Source organism: Streptomyces griseorubiginosus, assembly GCF_017614965.1.
In the GTDB taxonomy this organism is placed as follows: domain Bacteria; phylum Actinomycetota; class Actinomycetes; order Streptomycetales; family Streptomycetaceae; genus Streptomyces; species Streptomyces griseorubiginosus_B.
Genome location: NZ_WVUG01000178.1, coordinates 1 through 17,720 on the forward strand (window position 1 = coordinate 1; position 17,720 = coordinate 17,720).

General features: G+C 74.6%; 15 protein-coding genes. 7 read left to right on the forward strand and 8 right to left on the reverse strand.

Going from position 1 to position 17,720, the window contains the following annotated elements; all coding sequences use genetic code 11:
* Positions 1 to 477 precede the first annotated feature (477 nt).
* Both GRC12_RS28115 and GRC12_RS28120 read right to left on the reverse strand, forming a co-directional pair.
* The gene (locus GRC12_RS28115; RefSeq protein WP_208782171.1) at positions 478 to 1,428 is read right to left on the reverse strand and encodes an endonuclease/exonuclease/phosphatase family protein; all 951 of its coding nucleotides are present in this window, start codon (positions 1,426 to 1,428) and stop codon (positions 478 to 480) included.
* 11 nt (positions 1,429 to 1,439) lie between these two features.
* Complete coding sequence (locus tag GRC12_RS28120; protein ID WP_208782172.1) at positions 1,440 to 2,183, reverse strand: alpha/beta fold hydrolase; 744 nt, start codon at positions 2,181 to 2,183, stop codon at positions 1,440 to 1,442.
* Between the two features lie 89 nt (positions 2,184 to 2,272).
* Between GRC12_RS28120 and GRC12_RS28125 the strand changes: the two genes are divergently transcribed.
* Positions 2,273 to 3,595: an aminotransferase-like domain-containing protein gene (locus tag GRC12_RS28125; protein WP_208782173.1), complete on the forward strand. Its 1,323-nt coding sequence runs from the start codon at positions 2,273 to 2,275 to the stop codon at positions 3,593 to 3,595.
* Here GRC12_RS28125 and GRC12_RS28130 read toward each other — a convergent pair.
* Both GRC12_RS28130 and GRC12_RS28135 read right to left on the reverse strand, forming a co-directional pair.
* The gene (locus GRC12_RS28130; protein WP_208782174.1) at positions 3,501 to 4,418 is read right to left on the reverse strand and encodes a hypothetical protein; all 918 of its coding nucleotides are present in this window, start codon (positions 4,416 to 4,418) and stop codon (positions 3,501 to 3,503) included. The two genes, GRC12_RS28125 and GRC12_RS28130, sit on opposite strands and share 95 nt — an antisense overlap.
* A 77-nt stretch (positions 4,419 to 4,495) precedes the next feature.
* Positions 4,496 to 4,963: a hypothetical protein gene (locus GRC12_RS28135; RefSeq protein ID WP_439959907.1), complete on the reverse strand. Its 468-nt coding sequence runs from the start codon at positions 4,961 to 4,963 to the stop codon at positions 4,496 to 4,498.
* 210 nt (positions 4,964 to 5,173) lie between these two features.
* On the opposite strand from GRC12_RS28135, the gene GRC12_RS28140 reads away from it, so the two are divergent.
* Complete coding sequence (locus tag GRC12_RS28140) at positions 5,174 to 6,247, forward strand: hypothetical protein (RefSeq protein WP_208782175.1); 1,074 nt, start codon at positions 5,174 to 5,176, stop codon at positions 6,245 to 6,247.
* Positions 6,248 to 6,258: 11 nt separating this feature from the next.
* Here the strand turns inward: GRC12_RS28140 and GRC12_RS28145 are convergent, their stop codons facing one another.
* Both GRC12_RS28145 and GRC12_RS28150 read right to left on the reverse strand, forming a co-directional pair.
* A complete protein-coding gene (locus GRC12_RS28145; protein WP_208782176.1) occupies positions 6,259 to 7,494 on the reverse strand; it encodes an amidohydrolase in 1,236 nt (411 codons plus the stop codon).
* Between the two features lie 76 nt (positions 7,495 to 7,570).
* Complete coding sequence (locus GRC12_RS28150; protein WP_208782177.1) at positions 7,571 to 8,347, reverse strand: NPP1 family protein; 777 nt, start codon at positions 8,345 to 8,347, stop codon at positions 7,571 to 7,573.
* A gap of 224 nt (positions 8,348 to 8,571) precedes the next feature.
* On the opposite strand from GRC12_RS28150, the gene GRC12_RS28155 reads away from it, so the two are divergent.
* Positions 8,572 to 12,291, forward strand: coding sequence for an nSTAND1 domain-containing NTPase (locus GRC12_RS28155; RefSeq protein WP_208782178.1), 3,720 nt, complete (start codon positions 8,572 to 8,574; stop codon positions 12,289 to 12,291).
* 128 nt (positions 12,292 to 12,419) lie between these two features.
* Positions 12,420 to 13,073 (forward strand): hypothetical protein, encoded by a 654-nt coding sequence (locus tag GRC12_RS28160; RefSeq protein WP_208782179.1) that lies wholly within the window; start codon positions 12,420 to 12,422, stop codon positions 13,071 to 13,073.
* Between the two features lie 42 nt (positions 13,074 to 13,115).
* Here the strand turns inward: GRC12_RS28160 and GRC12_RS28165 are convergent, their stop codons facing one another.
* Positions 13,116 to 13,271 (reverse strand): hypothetical protein, encoded by a 156-nt coding sequence (locus tag GRC12_RS28165; RefSeq protein WP_208782185.1) that lies wholly within the window; start codon positions 13,269 to 13,271, stop codon positions 13,116 to 13,118.
* Between the two features lie 107 nt (positions 13,272 to 13,378).
* Between GRC12_RS28165 and GRC12_RS28170 the strand changes: the two genes are divergently transcribed.
* From GRC12_RS28170 to GRC12_RS28180, 3 genes are all read left to right on the forward strand, one after another.
* Positions 13,379 to 14,722: a tetratricopeptide repeat protein gene (locus tag GRC12_RS28170; protein ID WP_208782180.1), complete on the forward strand. Its 1,344-nt coding sequence runs from the start codon at positions 13,379 to 13,381 to the stop codon at positions 14,720 to 14,722.
* A gap of 580 nt (positions 14,723 to 15,302) precedes the next feature.
* Complete coding sequence (locus GRC12_RS28175) at positions 15,303 to 16,139, forward strand: GAF and ANTAR domain-containing protein (protein ID WP_208782181.1); 837 nt, start codon at positions 15,303 to 15,305, stop codon at positions 16,137 to 16,139.
* A 57-nt stretch (positions 16,140 to 16,196) separates the two neighbouring features.
* The gene (locus tag GRC12_RS28180) at positions 16,197 to 16,934 is read left to right on the forward strand and encodes a GAF and ANTAR domain-containing protein (RefSeq protein ID WP_208782182.1); all 738 of its coding nucleotides are present in this window, start codon (positions 16,197 to 16,199) and stop codon (positions 16,932 to 16,934) included.
* Between the two features lie 22 nt (positions 16,935 to 16,956).
* Here GRC12_RS28180 and GRC12_RS28185 read toward each other — a convergent pair.
* Positions 16,957 to 17,720: hypothetical protein (locus tag GRC12_RS28185; RefSeq protein WP_208782183.1), on the reverse strand; the 764-nt coding region annotated here is incomplete at its 5' end.

The following is a 17,720-nucleotide window of genomic DNA, read 5'->3' on the forward strand; positions in this document are numbered from 1 at the left end:
GGAGGGGGACGGGACCGTGGGTGCCGGTGTCTGCGAAGGGGTTCCGTCGGCACCCTCTGTTTCGGAGGCACGCCCCTTGCGTGACCTGCCGAACGCATTCCGCAGGGAGGTGAGAATGCCCATGTGCGCAACCCTTCGCGTGAGTTGAAGCCCGTCAATCGCTGGCCAGGACGGACACGTAAGGTTAGCGGCCCCAGATGGCGATCTTGGGCAGGGGCGGAATAGGGAAATCGTCCTGTGTCAATAGCGCCTGGACTCAAGGGCGTTCACTCACTCGGCCCGCCGTGGTCGCCGTGTGGCGCAGGGACGGCCGCGACATCGGCGTCTGAGGCGTCCCCGGGCGTCTGAGGTGCTTGTCGGTGTTTCCGGCGTCCCGGGTGGCTGAGAATCGGCTACGGGAGTGCCGGGACCGGGGTGCGCGGGTGCCGTGCGGCCCTCGCACCCTCCAGTTCCGGCCATTCCCGGTACGCCGGACCGTCATCCCTGCCGGTGAAGGGTGAGATGCACCAGCAGCGCGCGGTGGTCGGTGTCGGACACGTGCAGGAACCGGGCGTCGCTCGCCGAGAACTCCTTGGAAACGAGCACATGGTCGATCTGGGCGCCGATCACCGGGGCGGTGCGGGCCGGCCAGCTGGGGGTGCGGTCGTGGCCGGCGAGCCGGGCGGCGTCGCGCAGGCCCGTGTCGAGGATGCGGCGGAAGGCCTCGTGGTCCTGGGAGGCGTTGAAGTCGCCGGCCAGGATCAGCGGTGCGCGGGTCGCGGCGGCCGTGTCCCGCAGCCGCCCGAGTTCGCGGTTCCACAGGCCGATCTGGCCGGGCAGCGGGGGCATGGGGTGCGCGAGCTGGAGCCGTACCGCGTGTCCGCGCACGTCGGCGACGGCGCCGGGCATGCCCATGGTGCCGGTGACGGGGGCCGTGCCCCGCAGCGGGAAGCGGCTGAGGACGACCGAGCCGCCGGAGCCGCCCGCCTCGACGGCCTGCCGGTAGGGATAGTCGGTGCCGAGCTCCCGGCGCAGGGTGGCCTGGCAGGTGTACTCGCACTCCTCCACGAACACGATGTCCGGTCTCCTGGCGCGGATGACGGTGACGAGGGAGCCGGTGCCGCGCCCGAACTCGACGTTGGAGGTGAGCACCTCGAAGTCGGCGAGCGGGGTGCCGTGCGGTTCGCCGGACGGCCCGTACGGCCGGATGAACCACGCCAGCAGGGCGAGGACGGCCAGACACCACACCAGGCCGAGCCGCCACCGTGCGAGGAGGGCGAGGAACACGGCCAGTGCGGTGGGCGCGAGGAGCCAGGGAAGGAAGGCGAGGACCTGGGGGATCGGGGTGACGCCGTCGGTGCCGGCGGCTCTGCAGCCCACGACCACGCTGACGGCGGCCAGCAGCAGCCCGGCGCACCAGGCGCCGAGCCGCCGGGCTGAGTAGGTCACGAACCCCGAGGTTACGGGCGGTCCTCGATCCGCGCCAGGAAGCGCCGCAACGCCTCGTCGAACTCCTTGGGCCGCTCCAGGTTCGGCATGTGCGCCGTGCCCTCGATCACGCACAGGGTCGAGTCCGGGAGGGCCGCGTGCATCGCCTCCGCCTCCCTGACCGGCGTGTACTCGTCGTCCTCACCCACGACGACCAGGGTGGGGACGCTCACCCTCGTCAGCAGGTCGCGGTAGTCGGGGCGGGCGGCGCGGGCGCGCAGGGCCGCCGCGGCGGAGGCCGGGGACGTGCCCGTCATCATGCGGTGGACGTGCGCCTTGACCCGGGCGTCGGCGTACGGGGCGACCATCTTCTCCAGGACCTCGTCGGCGTACCCGCGCATGCCCTCCCGCAGCAGACGGTCCGCCATGGCGTGGCGGGTGCGGACGCCCTCGGGGGTCTCGGCCGCCGGGAAGGTGTCGGCGAGGACCAGGCCCCGGACGCGGTCCGGGAACCGCCGGTAGCAGTCCATCGCGATCTGGCCGCCCATGGAGAGCCCGGCGATCACGCAGATCTCCACCCGCTCCCGGTCCAGCAGCGCCTCGATGTCCCCGGCGAACTCCTCGAAGCGGGTCACCTCGGGGCCGGCCGGGGCGCCGCCGTAGCCGCGCAGGTCGGGGGCGATGACGCGGCGGGAGGGAGAGAACGCCTCGACTTGCGGGTTCCACATCGTGTGGTCGAAGGGGTGGCCGTGGATCAGCACCAGGGGGATCGCCATGACCACGACCCTAGGTCGGCCCAACTCCTCGGTGCAATAAGATCTTTGCCCTCGGTGCAATCGATCCGTACAGGTCAGGGGGGCCTCGCATGGGACACGACTACCGGCGCATCGCCGACCGCATAGCCGCCGACATCGCCGCCGGCCGTCTCCAGCCCGGCCAACGGCTGCCCCCGCAGCGGACGTTCGCCCGCCGGCACGGACTGGCCGCCTCGACGGCGGAGCGGGCGTACGGGGAACTCGTCCGGCGGGGTCTGGTCGTCGGCGAGGTCGGACGCGGCACCTTCGTACGGGCCGCTCCCCCGCGGCCTGGCGGACGCGCGCTCACCGAACCGGCGACCACGGCACCGGTCAACCTGGAGCTCAACTACCCTTCCGCGCCGGGCCAGGCGGAGCTCCTGGCCCCGGCCCTCGCGCCACTGACCCGCCCCGACGTCCTGACCGACGCCCTCCGACCGGCCCCCGCCGACGGCACCGCGCCGGCCCGCGAGGCGGCGTCCGCCCTGCTCGGCCTCCCCGGCCGCGTCCTGTTCACCGGCAACGCCCGGCAGGCCATCGCCGCCGCCCTCGCCTCCCTGGTCCGGCCGGGCGGCCGGGTCGGCGTCGAGGAGCTGACGTATCCGCTGGTCAAGGAGATCGCGGCGCGGATCGGCGTCACGCTGGTGCCGCTCGCCACGGACGGGGACGGACTGCTCCCGGACGCCGTGGCCGCGGCACACCGCAGTGCACCCCTGTCCGCCCTCTACGTCCAGCCGACCCTGCACAACCCGACCTCGGTGACCATGAGCGGCGCTCGCCGACGTCAAGTGGCCTCGGTCGTGCGGGAGTTGAACATCCCGGTCGTCGAGGACCGCATCTGGTCCTTCCTGGCGGACGGCGCGGAGGAGCCGCTGGCCGTCCACGCCCCCGGGCTCACCCATGTCGTCGACGGGCTCTCCAAGCGGGTCGCGCCCGGGCTCACCGTCGGCTTCCTCGTCGTACCGCCGCACCGGGCGGAGGAGGCCGCGGACGTGGTGCGGTCCGGGGGGTGGAGCGCGGGACGGTTCGCGCTGGAGGCGGCGGTGCGGTGGATCGAGGACGGGACGGTGGCCCGGCTGGTGGCCGCCAAGCGGGCGGACGCGCGGCACCGGCAGCGGCTGGTTCGGCGATGGTTGGGCGGCTTCCGGGTGCGGTGCGATCCGCGGGCCTACTACGCCTGGTGGGAACTGCCCGCACCCTGGCGGGCGGACACCTTCACGGCCGCGGCGGCCGGGCACGGGATCGCCGTGACCCCGGGACCCGCCTTCGCGGTGGACCCCGGCCGGACGCCGGACGCCGTCAGGCTCGGGCTCGCGTCGGCTGCTGTGGCGGATCTGGAACGGGCGCTGGCGACACTCGCCGGCGTCGCACGGGGTGGCCCCGGCGGTCGATGAGCCAGGCGGTCAGGGCGACCCCCAGACCGACCGCGACGAGCAGCCAGGCGGCTTCGCGCAGGGTCTCGGTGAGGGCGTCGTAGACGGCGCCTGCGGCCGGACGGCGGGCCTCCTCGGGCAGGTCGGTCAGGGTGAGATCGCGGCCGACGACGACCGCGAGGCCCAGCAGGGCGCCGCCGAGCGCGGTGCCGAGGGCGGTCGCGGTGAGCGCGCGGCGGCGGCGGGCGGCGACCGCGATGCCCGACAGGGCGAACACGACGGCCGCCACGGGGAGCCAGAAACCGGCGACTTCCAGCACGTGGAACCCTTTCCGGAGCCGGTCCAGGTCCTGGGCCGGGAGAACGTTGACCGCCGTGTGCTCGACCGGGATACGGCTCGCCAGCGGCATGTGGTCGTCGGCCAGCCGCTGTTTGACCTGCGCGGTGACGGGCGCGAGGTCGACCGTCACGTCGCCCTCGCGGTCGTCGCGCAGGGCCTGCAGCACCGCGTCGTGCAGGACCCGGTTGGCGGCGTCCCAGGCGGCGCGGAAGGCCTCGGTGCGGGTGAAGGAGCGCACCGCGTCCTGCACGAACGGGCGCACCGCCGAGCGCATCGGGCGCACGTCGGCCCGGTCGCCGACCTCGTCCATGATCCCGGCGCCCACGGTGTCCGCGACGGCGTCGCGGACGTTGGGGTCGGCGGACAGCGGCGCCATCGTGGTGACGTACACGCCGGTGTCGGCGAGCCCGTACGCCGCCCAGGCCGCGAGCGCGCCGCAGGGCGCGAGGAGACAGGCGAGGGCGATCAGAGCGGCCGACAGGGCGCTCCTGAGGCGTGAGGGCACGCTCCCAGGCAACCGCCCGGGCGCCGGACCCGCGAGCGGGACGACTCCGTACGGGGTACCGGTGCCGTCGCGCCCGGTCAGCGGACGCGGTTGCCGACGGCGTCCTCGCGTGTGTAGTAGCGGTAGAAGAAGACGAGGAAGACGCCGGCCGTCACCACCACGCCCAGCGCGGCCGACCGCAGGACCGACTCGCCGGTCTGGCTGTAGAGGAAGCCGATCGAGGCGCCCGCGAAGGCGGACTTCACCAGGGAGTGCAGCTCCCGCCTGAGCAGCGGGGCGAAGGTCGCGACGGCGATGCACAGCACGATGAACACCGCTGCCGTCACGAAGCCGAACAGGATGTTCCAGCCGGTGATCTCACCGCCGCCACGGCGGTTGGCGGCCGCCCAGAAGCCGTAGAGGAGTCCGAGCACCACGGGGATGCCGTAGCGCCCCGCGGTGTGGACGCGTTCGTCGAAGAGGTCGGGTGTGCGGGTGGGGCGGGCGGCCCGGTTCGCCCGGACCCGCCCCATCATCCCGCCGGACGTGGATCCCGCATGAGCCATGAGAGCGCTCCTCTCTCTCCTCGCCCCCCTACCAATGCACACCTGGGGAAGGGGCCTGGCAAGTGGGAGGGCGCCTGATACGGGGGAAAGGGAAGGGGCAGGTCGGCGGACGCGGGCGGAAGGGCCCGTTTGCAGTCCTGAGACCCACCTTTGCAGCCGCAGCGGTTACGGTGCTGCCGTACGTGATCGACGGGGGATGGGGAGGGACCGATGCCAGGAACCGTGCTGCTGCTCGCCGCCGCCCCGGCGGGCAAGGGGTGCTTGGTGGACGCGGCCTCCGTGCTCCCCGTCCTCGCCGCCGTCCCGCCGTCGGTGCTGTCGGGCACGGACACGGCCAACGTCGTCGAACTCGCCGACCCACTGGAACCGCAGGCGGTGCTGACCCGGCTGCGGGCCGCCGCGGCGGCTCCCGGCCCGCTCACCGTCTTCGTCACCGGACAGCTCCAACTCGACCGCCGCCAGCGGCTTCCGCACCTGGCCCTGGCCCGGACGACCCCCTCCACGGTCCGCTACACCGGCCTGCCCTGGCACTGGATCCGGGAGGAACTCCGGCTGCGCCCCGCCGGTTCGACGACCCTGCTGCTCGATCTGCACGCGGACGCCGCGACCTGGGAGTGGCTGCGGGCGAACGCTCTGGACTGCGGCCGCACGGCCGTGGTCCACGGCCGGATCGCGCCGCCGCCCGCCCGCAGGGAGGTGGCCGTGCCGACGTACATGAAGGCGGTGGCGACCCTGCTGAGAAGCGGCCGGCGGCCACCCCTGGAACAGCTCCACCAGCAGGCGCTGAGCCGGATCGCCGACGAGGCACCGGGGCTGGTGCTGACCGCGCCGGCGGTGCCGCCCCGACAACCACCGGCCGTCGACGACCCGCACGCCGTCATCTCCGCCGCCGTCCGCTCCGGACGGCACCCCGACGCCGACGCGCTCGCCGCCCGGCACGAGCAGGCGGCCCTGAGGGCGTACGGCCCCGGGTCCGAGTCCGCGCTGCACTGGGCCGAGGTCCGGGCGGACCTGGCGATGTTCGCCGGGGATCCGGTGCGCAGCTGCCGTACCTGGCTGGGGGTGGCCGCCGCGCGGCTGACGGCGGGGCAGGCGGCCGACGCGCCGGAGGTCGAGACGGCGGTGGACCGGGCGCACCACCAGTGGGGGCAGATCCGGGACCCGGAGGCGGCCCGCGAACTCGGGTCCCGGCTGGCGGACCTGCGCTCCCGGGTGCCCGGCCGCCGGCAGGGGGCACTCGACCATGTCCAGCGCCAGCTGCGGCAGTTGCAGACGCAGGGCTGAGGACCGGTCGGTCAGGCGAGGTGGGCCAGCGCCCCCGACACCAGCGTCCGTACGCCCGGCGTGATCGTCGCGAGGTCGGGTGCGAAGCGGGGGCTGTGGTTGCTGGGGACGGCAAGGAACTTCTCCGTCAGGTCCGCGCCCTCGGCCGCGTCCCACACCTCGGCCGGCGTCGTCGTCACGAACCAGTAGTCGTACGGGATCCCGCCCTCGGCCAGCCTCGGGAAGTCCTCGCTGCCCATCACCGGGCCGAAGTCCAGCACCGTCCCCGTCCCCAGCACCTCCTCGTGGACGGCGGCCACCCGGCGGTCGGTGTCCGCGTCGTTGACCGTCACCGGGAAGGTCGCGCCCACCCGGACCTCCGGCTCGCGGGGGCAGCCGGCGGCGAGCGCCTCGCCGGCCGCGATGCGCCGGATCGCCGCGATCATCCGCTCGCGCACCTCGTCGGACTGGGTGCGCAGATTGAGGGCGATGCGCGCCTCGGACGGGATGATGTTGTGCCGGGTGCCCGCCTCGATCCGCCCGACGGTCAGTACGGCCGACTCACGGGCGGCGATCTCGCGGGAGACGACCGTCTGCAGCCGGGTGACGAGGTAGGCGGCCGTGACGACCGGGTCGACGGTCGTCTCGGGCCGTGAGCCGTGCCCGCCCCGGCCGTGCACGACGATGTCGATGTCCGTCGACGCGGACATGATCAGTCCCGGGGTGTGGGCGTAGAAGCCCACCGGTCCGGGCGCCGCGTGCTGTCCGAGCAGCACGTCCGGCCGGGCGAGCCGCTCGTACAGGCCGTCCGCCACCATCCGTGCCGCGCCCTCGCCGGTCTCCTCGGCGGGCTGGCCGACCACGAGCAGGGTGCCGCTCCAGGCGTCCCGCCCGGCGGCCAGCGCCTCGGCGGCACCCGCGAGCCAGGTCACGTGCAGGTCGTGCCCGCACGCGTGCATCACCCCCGGCACCTCGGAGGCGTACGGCAGCCCGGTCTCCTCGGTGACCGGCAGGGCGTCCATGTCCGCGCGCAGCAGGACCGTCGGTCCGTCGCCGTTCCGCAGCATCCCGGCGACGCCGGTGGCGCCGACGCCCTCCTCGACCTCGTACCCGGCCTTCCGCAGCCGCTCGGCGAACCGGGCCGCCGTGCGGTGTTCCTGGAGGGAGAGCTCGGGATGGCGGTGCAGGTCCCGGTAGAAGTCGGCCAGGTCGGCGACCGGGAGACCGGCGGTGAGGTCGAGTGCGGCGCGGGCGGCGGCGGAGGTCACGGGAGGCAGCGTACGCAAGGCGGCCGCCGACGGCAGGGGGGAGTGCCGTCGGCGGCCGCGTCCTGGGGGGCCGGCGTCAGAACGCGGGGACCTCGGCGGGCCGGGCCTTGTTGATGTTGTTCTGGAAGTTGCCGGTCAGCGGGAAGTTGGCGTTGCCCCACTTGGAGTTCCACAGGGCGTTGCGCGGGGTGTCGTCCATCTGCTGGATGTCGACCGGGGCCGGCTTGTCCCAGCCGCCGTCGCCCCAGGCCTCCGGCCGCTCGCCCCACTTGGCGAAGCGGAAGGCGTGCGTGCCCGCGCCGTCCTTGTGGTAGACGATCTGGACGTGGTTGCCGTCCATCGGCACCTCGTTGACCGGGTGGGTGCTGTAGTCGTGGTGCCGGGAGGCGGCGATGTAGCGGGGCCTCTCCTCGCCCTGCTTCTGGAAGACGATGACGTTCTCCCAGTCGTGGCGGTGGCCGAAGGCGTCGGCACCGTTGAGGGTCTGGTCCTTCTCGAAGTACAGGGCGTAGATGTAGGCGCACCAGCCGTTCTTGCACCACGCCTGCGTGTACGTGTTCGCCCTGCCGAGGTGGCCGTGGCGGCAGCCGCCGGTGATCGACCCGCTGTTCCTCAGTCCGCCGTTGAGGTGTCCGCCCGCGTCGACGGCCGCCGCCGGGAAGCAGCTGTCGTTGTCGTAGTCGAACTCCGGCATGTACTTCAGCTCGAAGGTGCCGGCCTTCTGCGGCAGGGGGGTGAGGACGGCGGCGTCGGCGCTGCCCGCCAGGCCGACGGCGAGAGCGACGGCGCTGCCCACGACCACGGCGGCCCGGCCCAGACGGGACAGGGTGATGTTCTTCACAGTCAGGGACATGTGTGGTGTCTCCGGTTGCTCGGTGCGGACCCGGATCCGTGCGGGCCCGGCGGAACGCAACCGACCCTGACAAGCGGAAAGTTGATCGGCAGGCCCTTTCGCCACGCCAATCAACTCCGCGATTCCGGCACCCCCGGGTGTTTGTCAGGACGTCATGTCGTCGTCACCTCGGGCCCGTACGAAAGCCGTACGAAAGCCACCAGTGGTACGGAGGTGGGCGCCCCGTGGGCCGACCCGAAAGACCCGTCGATCCCGAGGCCGGGCCGGTCCAGCGCCTCGCCTCTCAACTCCGCGAGCTGCGCCGGGCCGCCGGCAGCCCCTCGTACCGCACGATGGCGGAGTCGGCCGGCTTCTCCGCGACGACCCTGTCCCAGGCGGCGGCCGGTGAGCGGCTGCCCTCGCTGGACGTCGTGCGCGGCTACGTCCGCGCCTGCGGCGGCGACCCGGGCGAGTGGGAGACCCGCTGGAAGGAGGCGGAGGCCCACCTCGCCGGCGCCGCCGCGGAGGAGGAGCCGGAGGGCCCGGCGCCGTACCGCGGCCTCGCCCGGTTCGAGCCCGGCGACCAGCACCTCTTCTTCGGCCGGGACCGGGTGATCGACGAGGTGGGCGAGCTGGTCCGCGGGCACCGGTTCGCCGTGCTGTTCGGCCCCTCCGGCAGCGGCAAGTCGTCCCTGCTGCGCGCCGGCCTCATCCCGCGGCTGCGGCAGGAGATCGCGGCCCGCGCCTGCCCGGCCGTCCTGCGCATCCTCACCCCGGGGCCCACGCCCGCCGCCACCTACGGACACCTGCTCAGTCCCGCGCCGGGGGAGCCGGAGAGCTGGGTCGTGGTCGACCAGTTCGAGGAGGTCTTCACCCTCTGCCGCGACCGGCGGGAGCGTTCCCGCTTCATCGACCTGCTGCTCGCCGCCCGCGACCCGGGCAGCGGGCTGCGCGTCCTGGTCGCCGTGCGCGCCGACTTCTACGCCCGCTGCGCCGAACACCGGGGACTGGCGGACGCGCTGTCCGGCGCCGGGCTGCTGCTCGGCCCGATGACGGCCGACGAGCTGCGCGAGGCGGTGGTCGGGCCGGCCCAGGCGGCCGGTTTCCTGGTCGAGCGGACGCTGACCGCGCGCCTGGTGGAGGAGGTCCAGGGCGAGCCCGGCGGACTGCCGATGCTCTCGCACGTCCTGCTGGAGACCTGGCGCCGCCGCAAGGGCCGCCTGCTCACCCTCGCCGGCTACCAGGCCGCCGGCGGGGTGCGCGGCGCGATCGCGGCGACCGCCGAGGAGGTCTACGGCGGCCTGTCGCCCGCCCAGGCCCGCGCCGCCCGGCATCTGCTGCTGCGGATGGTGGAGCCCGGCCAGGGCACCCCCGACACCCGCCGCCCCCTCACCCGCGCCGAGCTGACCGCCTGGGCCGGCCCGGACGTGCCCGTCGTCGTGGAACGGCTGACCCGCGCCCGCCTGCTGACCGCCGACGAGGACGGCGTCCAGCTCGCCCACGAGGCGCTCATCACCTGCTGGCCCCGGCTGCACGGCTGGATCGAACGGGACCGGGAACGGCTGCGTCACCACCGGATGCTCGCCGAGGCCGCCCGCGGCTGGCTGGAGCACGACCGCGACCCCGGCGCCCTGTACCGGGGCACCCGGCTGGCCCGCGCCGAGGAAGTCTTCCCGGATCCCGCGAACGACCCCGCGCTGACGGCGACCGAGCGGACCTTCCTCGCCGCCGCCGTCGAGACCCGCGAGGCGGAACGCCGGGCCGCCCTTCGCACCAGCCGCAGACACCGCGTCCTCGCCGCCTCGCTCTCCGCCGTCCTGGCCGTCGCCCTGCTGACCGGCTTCGCCGTGTGGCGCGAGTACGACGACAACCGGACCCAGCGCACCCAGAACGCCGCCCGCCGGGTCGCCGACGTCGCCGACGCCCTGCGCACCACCGACCCGCGCACGGCGCTGCTGCTCGGCGCCGCCGCCTGGCGTGTCGCCGAGCTGCCCGAGACCCGCCGCGCCCTGCTCGGCTCCCTCGACCAGCCCGAGACGGACACCTTCACCGACCCCGCGCCCGGCGACGGCCCCACCCGGCTGCTCGCCGACGGCGGCCGGGTCCTGCTCAGCGCCGACGGCGGCCGCTGGCGCACCTGGGACGTGCGGACCCACCAGCGCGTCGGATCGGGCCGGCTGCCCGGCGGGACGGTGACCGAGACCGGCCCCGACGGGCGGCTGCTCGGGGTCACCGGGGACGAGGGGGTGCGGCTGTGGGACACCGCCCGGGCACGCTGGACCACCGGCACCCTGCGGGACACCGGCGACCTGCACGTCACCGGCGACGGTCACGCCGTCCTCGCCGCCGAGGGCGACCGGATACGGCTGCGCTCCAGTGCCGGCGGGCGGGTGCTGTTCGACGCCGGGGCGCCGGACGCGGGCCTGACCGCGGTGAGCCCGGACGGCCGCCTGGTCGCCGCCTGTTCCGGCCGGACCCCGCAGGTGTGGGACACCGCCCGCGCGAGGCGCCTGGCCGGTGCCTGGCAGCGGGACGGGATCTGCGACGAGGAGACAGAGGTCATCGCCCTCGGCGGCACCGACCTGGCCGCCGTCACCGGCGGCGGACTGCGCGTCTGGGACACCCGCACCGGCCGCGCGACCGCCGACCTCCACGACACCGGCGTGCGGTACCTGTCCTTCAGCCCCGACGGCGCGTTCCTCGCCACCGCCGACCAGGCGGAGATCCGCGTCTGGCGGCTCGCCGCCCCGGGGGCGCCCGTCTTCCGGCGGGCCCTGAACAACCAGCACCTCTACGGCGGCCTGTTCTGGGACCGCGACGGCCGCACCCTGCGCTACCTGGAGGGCGGCACCGTCCACACCCTCGACCTCGCGGCGGCCGTCACTCCCGCCTGGCACTCCGCCCCGGTCGACGAGGTACGGCTCGCCCCCGACGGCCGCACCTACGCCACCGCCGTGCGCACCGGCGGCCACTACGTCTTCCGCCTCCGCCGGACCGCCGACGGCCGCCTGCTGCGCACCTTCCCCGCCGTCCCGGTGCCCGTCTCCGACGACCCCGAGCTGCCGACCGTCCCCCGCGACACCCTCGCGCTGCTGGCGTTCAGCGCCGACGGCCGCCGGTTCGGGTACGGCGTCTCGGCGCCCGGGCGGGAGACGCGGCGGCAGCCGATCACGGTCGTGGACGTGGCCCGGGGGCGGCCCGTGGGCGCGCTGGACCTGCCCGGGCAGGCGGTGGTCGAACTGACGCTCGGCGCGGGCGGCCGCACCCTGTCCCTCGCCCGCAGCACCTCCGTCGGCGGGATGGCCGCCGAGGTGTGGGACATCGCCCGCCGGCACCGCACGGCACTGCTCGACGGCGTCAGCGGCAGCCACATGGCGCTGCGCCCCGACGGCGCGCTGATGATCGGCGAGGGGGAGACGGCCCGGCTGCCCTCGGGCCGGGTCACCGCACGGGACCTGGTGCAGGGCGACGAGATCGGCGCCCTCGCCTTCACCGCCGACGGCTCCCGGCTGGCGGCCGGCGACCAGACGGGCCGGGTCGCCCTGTGGGACGGCCGCCTGAGCCGCCGGGCGGGTGTGCTGCGCAACGTCTTCCCCGCGCCGCTCGGCACCACTCCCGAGGGCGTCGGCGCGGTCGCCTTCAGCCCCGACGGCCGCACCCTCGCCGTGGGCGGCGACGCGGGCACCCTGCAACTGTGGGACGTGGCCACCCAGCAGCCCCTCGGCGGCCCGCTGACCACACCGGGAGAGGCCATCGACTCCCTCGCCTTCGCCCCCGACGGCACGACGGTCTACGCCGGCAGCGCGCACGTCCCCCTCCAGCGCTACGACGTCGACCCCGGCCACGCCGAGACCCGGGTGTGCGCACGGGCGGACGGAACGGGGCTGACGCCGGCGCAGTGGCGGACGTACGTACCGGAGGTGCCGTACCGGAAGGTGTGCGACGGGTCGGCCACGCGTCGGTGAACACCGACGTCCGGCCAGGCCGAGCGATTGATCGAGCCCGGGGGACGAGTGTCCGATCAACCTCCGGGAGACGACGCTCTGGTGTGACGCCGGCCGCTCGACGCCGGCGCACGACCAGGAGTACACCCATGAAGCTGTTCAAGCGGAACCTGAGCCGCGGCCTGCTGGTGCCGGCTCTCGCCCTGCTCATGCTCCCCTTCGCCACCGGCACGGCCAACGCCAACACCAGCCCGGGCTGGGGCGACGACAAGCCGGACGTGATCTGGGACTGCAACCACGGCAGAGCCGACTCGTGCCAGTACCACCAGGTCAACGCCTGGACCGCGCTGGGCAAGCGGCGTCAGGTCGGCAACACGGTGAACAACTGCGCGGGAAGCTCCCCGCTGCGCTTCGACATCACCTTCCGGACCGACCGCTCCACCTCGTACTCCTTCGAGCAGCAGACCTCGGTGGAGGTGTCCGCCGGACTCAAGGACACGTTCGAGGCAGGTGTGTCCGCCAGCGTGTCCCAGACCGAGAAGTGGGAGGTCGGCACCACCACCAGCGCCAGCACCACCCTCAGCAGCAACATCCAGCCCCATGAGGCGGGCGGCTACTGGTTCGCCCCCTACTGGCGGCACTCCCAGGGCTGGCTGGAGGTCCACTACGGAAAGCGCAGGGACGGCCACTACTACTGGTACTACCCGGGCCGGGGCACCGGAGGCGTGCAGATCACCACGCCGGTGATGAACTCGGACGGCTCGATGAAGGGCCAGTGGTACTGGGCGACCTGGAAGTGCTGACCCCGGCAGGGGCCCGCTCCACGGCGGGGGCCGGGGCCGCCGTCACCGGCCCGCGTCGTGGATCTGCCGCACCTGGCCGACCTCCCGCGCGTCGTCCGCCTTCGCCGGGACCGCGTTGGCGGCCAGCAGGAGGGCGGCCACCGCGACGATGGCTGCGCCGAGACCTCGGGCGTAACGCTCGGAGATGTTTCGGAGCACGGCAACCTCTCAATGGCGTTTCAACAGTGTTGTATTAAACGCGCTTAAGGTGCCGCTTAACCTAGGGGCTCCAGCGGACAACAGCAAGAGGGCCAGGGGGAGTTGGGATGGCGGAACGTGACGATCCGGAGACCATCGGGCGCAGGGTGCAGCAGCTGCGGGGGGAACGTGGCCTGACGCAGCGGCAGTTGGCGGAGCCCGCGTACACGCCCGCCTACATCTCCACCCTGGAGGCCGGCCGGGTGCGGCCCTCCGAGGAGGCGCTGCGGCACATCGCCGAGCGGCTCGGCGTGGCCTACGAGGAACTGGTCACCGGACGACCGGCCCACCTCGCCACCGACCTGCGGCTCAGGCTGACCGGGGCGCAGCGCGCCCTCGCGGCCGGCGAGGTCGAGGACGCCGCCGACCGGTACACCGCCCTGCTCGCCGAGGCCGAGGAGCACGACCTGGCCGACGTCCGGGCCGCCGCGCTGCTCGGACTCGGCGAGTGCGCCCTGGAGAGCGGCGAACTGACCGCCGCCCGCGGGTACTTCGAGCGCACCGAGCAGGCCCTCGCCGACGCGCCGCTGCCCGCCCGGGTGCCGGCCCTGCGCGGGCGTGCCGTCTCCCACTACCTCGCCGGTGAACTCCGTTACGCCGTCTACCTGCTGGAGTCGACCCTCGACGAGCTGAACCGGGGCGGCCTGCACGACCCCGACGCGCTGCTGCTGCTCTACGCCAGCATCATCGGCCCCTACATGGACATGGGCGTCCACGCCCGCGCCGCCAAGGCCGCCGAGTTCGCGCTCGCCCTCGCCCCGCAGGCCGGGGACCCCGCGCTGGTCGCCCGGATGCACCGCTCGGTCGCCCGCACCCTGCTCGCCGAGGGGCGCATCGCCGAGGCCGACGCCTCGCTCGCCAAGGCCGCCGAGCTGTACCGGACCCTCCAGCTGCGCACCGAGCTCGCCAACTGCCACTGGATGCGCGGGTACGTCTGCGCCCAGAACGGCGAACTGGAGCGGGCCGAGGACGAGTTGCGACAGGCCCTGAAGATGCTCTCGGCGGGCCGGGCCGCCCTCTACAGCAGCCAGGCCGCCGCCGAACTCGCCGACGTGCTGCACCGGCGCGGCAAGTCCGAGGAGGCCGCGGACCTGCTGAACGAGGTGCTCAGCACCCTCAACTCCGAGCGCGGCGCCCTGCACTCCGCCGCCGCCCACCGTCTGCTCGGCATCATCGCCGAGGACGCCCGCGACACGGAGGCAGCCGAGGAGCACTACGTACGCGCCCTGAGCCTCCTGGAGCGGGCGGGCGCCGCCGGCGACCTGGCCGACCTGTGCCGTCTGCTGGGCGACCTGCTCCGCCGCACGGGCCGGGTCGAGGCCGCCCTCGACGCCTACCGCACGGGCCTCGGGCATCGCACGGCCCCCGGCACCACCACCCTGGGCCCGGCCCCGGCCCAGCCTCCCCTGTGACGAAGGCCCGCACGGGACCTGTGACGAGGGCCCGCACGGCACCCGGGCAGGGGTGGCGGCGGCCACCGCCTGGTGGTGGGCGGTGGCCGCCGGGCGAGGGCGCGCCGCTCCCCGTACGCGCGCTCGCCGGGGAAGCCCCCGTGCCCGCTCGGGACGGCGGGAGACGCCCCGGTCGGCGTGGCGGTCACGGGGACGAGGGCTCGGGGGCGGTCCTGCGGTGCGGAAGGGCCGGGAGAAGTGCTCGCAACGGGCCGTGAACGCCCGACCGGGAGCGGGGCCATCGGGCTCGCCCTTGTGCGGCCGCTGCCTGACACGCACCACAGCCGACGGTAGCGAGCGGTGCCCGCGCTGTGAAGACCGGTCCGGGAAGCCGCGTCCCGGCCGGTTCCGCGAGCCCCGGGCCCGCCTGCAGACCCGGCTCCTGGAGGCCGCCGACGAGGCCTGTGAGCTCCTCACCCCGCGAGCACACGACCACGTTTCGCTCCTTCGGCCACGGGTAGTCGGGGTGCGCCCCTGAGGGGCTCGGCACGAGCCGCGACCCTCCTCCGGGTGAACGCGTCCCGGGGGCCCGTGGACGATAATGGCCGCGCTGCGATCGAAGGAGGCGGTGGCCGTGCGGCCCAGGGACGACCGCGACGGCTTCCCCGGTGACGGGCCGGGCGACGACCCGCGTCGCGGCGGCGCCGACGCACCGGCGGAGCGCAGGATCGACCGGGTCCGGGCCGCCGACGTGATCGCCGAGGGGGTGCGGGACGCCGAACCCGGCGAGATCCCCGGCCGGCTCTGCACGGTCGCGGTCAAGCTGCTGCCGGTGGTCGGTGCCAGCGTCTCCCTGCGCAGCGACGGCATGCCGATACAGCTGAGCGCCAGCGACGACCAGGCGGCCCACCTCGCCGAGGTGCAGGCCACCCTGGGCGACGGACCGTGCATGTACGCCGCCGAGATCGGCGCCCCGGTCCTCGCCTCCGATCTGACGGACGGCCCGGACGCGCGCCGCTGGCCCGTGTTCGCGCACGAGGCGACCTCCCTCGGCGTGTCCGCCGTGTACTCGGTGCCGCTGGGCAACGACGCCGTCTGTGTGGGCACGCTCGACCTGTACCGCGAAACCCCCGGCGAACTGACCGAGCGCGAGATGCGCACCGCGCTGCTGGTCGCCAGCGTCATGACGATCGCGCTGATGGCGCTGCCCCGGCAGGCGGAGAACGGACCGCCGGGCGGAGACGATCCCTGGCTGAGCGGCCTCGCCACCGATCACGACGAGGTCTACCAGGCCATCGGCATGATCATGGCGCAGCTCGGGGTCGACTCCGACGAGGCGCTGGCCCGGCTGCGCGCCCGAGCGTTCGCGCAGAACAGCACCGCGCTCGAGGTGGCGCGCGACATCGTCTCGCACAGGAAGAGGTTCGACCGTGACTGAGGACGCTCCGGCACGACGAGGGGTGAAGAGGCGTAGCCTCGGTGTGAGGAGGACCGGATGAACCGCGAGCTGCGGCTGACGCGTGCCTTCGTCGATCTGGCGGACACCCTCGCTGCGCACTTCGACCCGCTCGACCTGTTCGCCCGGCTCGGCGAGCACTGCCTCGGCCTGCTGGCCGTGGACGCCGTCGGGGTCGTGATGGCGGACTCACGGGGCGAGCTGCGCCCGATGTCCGCCTCGGAGGACGGGCTCGGCCGCCTCGACCTGTTCCAGGTGCAGCGGGACCAGGGGCCGTCCGTCGACTGCTACCGCACCGGGGAGCCGGTCGCCGCGGACGATCTGCGCGCCGGTGGCCGCTGGCCGGAGTACACCGAGTGCGCGCTGGCCGCCGGTTACGCCTCCATGCACGTGCTGCCGCTGCGCCTGGACGGGCGTCCGATCGGCGCGGTGGCGCTGGCGAACCGGCACAGCGACGTGCTGCCGGCCGCCGACCTCGTCGTCGCCCAGGGCATGAGCGACATCGCCGCGCTCACCCTGACCCACTGGCCGGCCGCGCCCAGGCGCCCGCACGACCTGCTGACGTCCCTGCAGGCGGCGGTCTCCGCCAAGGCGACCGTGGAACTGGCCAAGGGCCTGCTCGCGGAGACCGCGGGCATCTCCCTCGCCCGGGCCCACGAACTGCTGCGCCGGCACGCGGAGAAGCAGCAGCTCTCCCTGTCGACCGTGGCCCGCGCCCTCGCCGAACGCAGACTCGACCCACGGGAACTGGTGGAGGGGACCCCGGATCCCCTCTGAGCGCTCGGCGGGTCCGTGCCGTTCAGACCTGTGCGCGGCCCTGTCTGCGTACGTCGGCCAGGCGTTGGAGGCCCTTCTGTACGGCCGTCGCGGTCACGTCCGGGGAGACGTCCCCGAGGCCGCCGTCGGTGACGGCGACGGTGTCCTCGCCGGCCCGGACCGCGGCGACGTCCAGCGTCAGCACGGTCGGCTCGCCGTCCGCCGTCGCGCCGGTCAGCGTCACCCGCAGCCCCTGCCGCGCGTCCCCGACCTCGGGCAGCCGCGCCTCCGTGACCTGCACGCCCTGCACGGCCCCGTACTGGGTGACGGCCGTGAACCGTCCGCACGTCCGCGGCAGCGCCCGCATCCAGTCCAGGGTCCGTGACACGTCCCCCGCGTCCAGCGTCAGCACCTGGTAGCGCAACTGGGCCTGGTCGAGGGCGTCGTCGAGCCCCACCACGGCCCGGATCCGGGCGTCGGTGCCGAACAGGTCGTCGGCGTACAGGGCGTCCAGCAGCCGGCGGCAGTCGGGCGCGTCGGTCGTCGCCTTCAGCACGCCGTCCCGCCAGGTCGCCGCCCCCTGTGTGGGCGCCCAGGGATCCCCCAGGTCCGCGGCCGTGACCAGCGCGGCCTGGGCCTGCGCCTCGGTGAGGGCGGGCGGCGCGGCAGGGGCGGTCGGCGAGGGTTTCACGGTCGGGGAGGCACCCCGCACCGGCTGCCCCGCCCCGTCCGTCAGAGCCGTACAGGCGCTCGCGCCGGCGAGGACGGCGGCGGTGAGGGCGGAGGCGGCGAGGACGCGGGCGGGGG

Excerpts from the sequence above, each read along its gene's own strand:
- GRC12_RS28120 (WP_208782172.1), bottom strand. The coding sequence starts at position 2,183 with ATGGCGATCCCCCTGGTGCTGATCCACGGCCACCCCTTCGACCACACG.
- GRC12_RS28135 (WP_439959907.1), bottom strand. The coding sequence starts at position 4,963 with ATGGCTCATGCGGGATCCACGTCCGGCGGGATGATGGGGCGGGTCCGG.
- GRC12_RS28160 (WP_208782179.1), top strand. The coding sequence starts at position 12,420 with ATGAAGCTGTTCAAGCGGAACCTGAGCCGCGGCCTGCTGGTGCCGGCT.
- GRC12_RS28140 (WP_208782175.1), top strand. The coding sequence starts at position 5,174 with ATGCCAGGAACCGTGCTGCTGCTCGCCGCCGCCCCGGCGGGCAAGGGG.
- GRC12_RS28125 (WP_208782173.1), top strand. The coding sequence starts at position 2,273 with ATGGGACACGACTACCGGCGCATCGCCGACCGCATAGCCGCCGACATC.
- GRC12_RS28150 (WP_208782177.1), bottom strand. The coding sequence starts at position 8,347 with ATGTCCCTGACTGTGAAGAACATCACCCTGTCCCGTCTGGGCCGGGCC.
- GRC12_RS28175 (WP_208782181.1), top strand. The coding sequence starts at position 15,303 with ATGGCCGCGCTGCGATCGAAGGAGGCGGTGGCCGTGCGGCCCAGGGAC.
- GRC12_RS28180 (WP_208782182.1), top strand. The coding sequence starts at position 16,197 with ATGAACCGCGAGCTGCGGCTGACGCGTGCCTTCGTCGATCTGGCGGAC.
- GRC12_RS28170 (WP_208782180.1), top strand. The coding sequence starts at position 13,379 with ATGGCGGAACGTGACGATCCGGAGACCATCGGGCGCAGGGTGCAGCAG.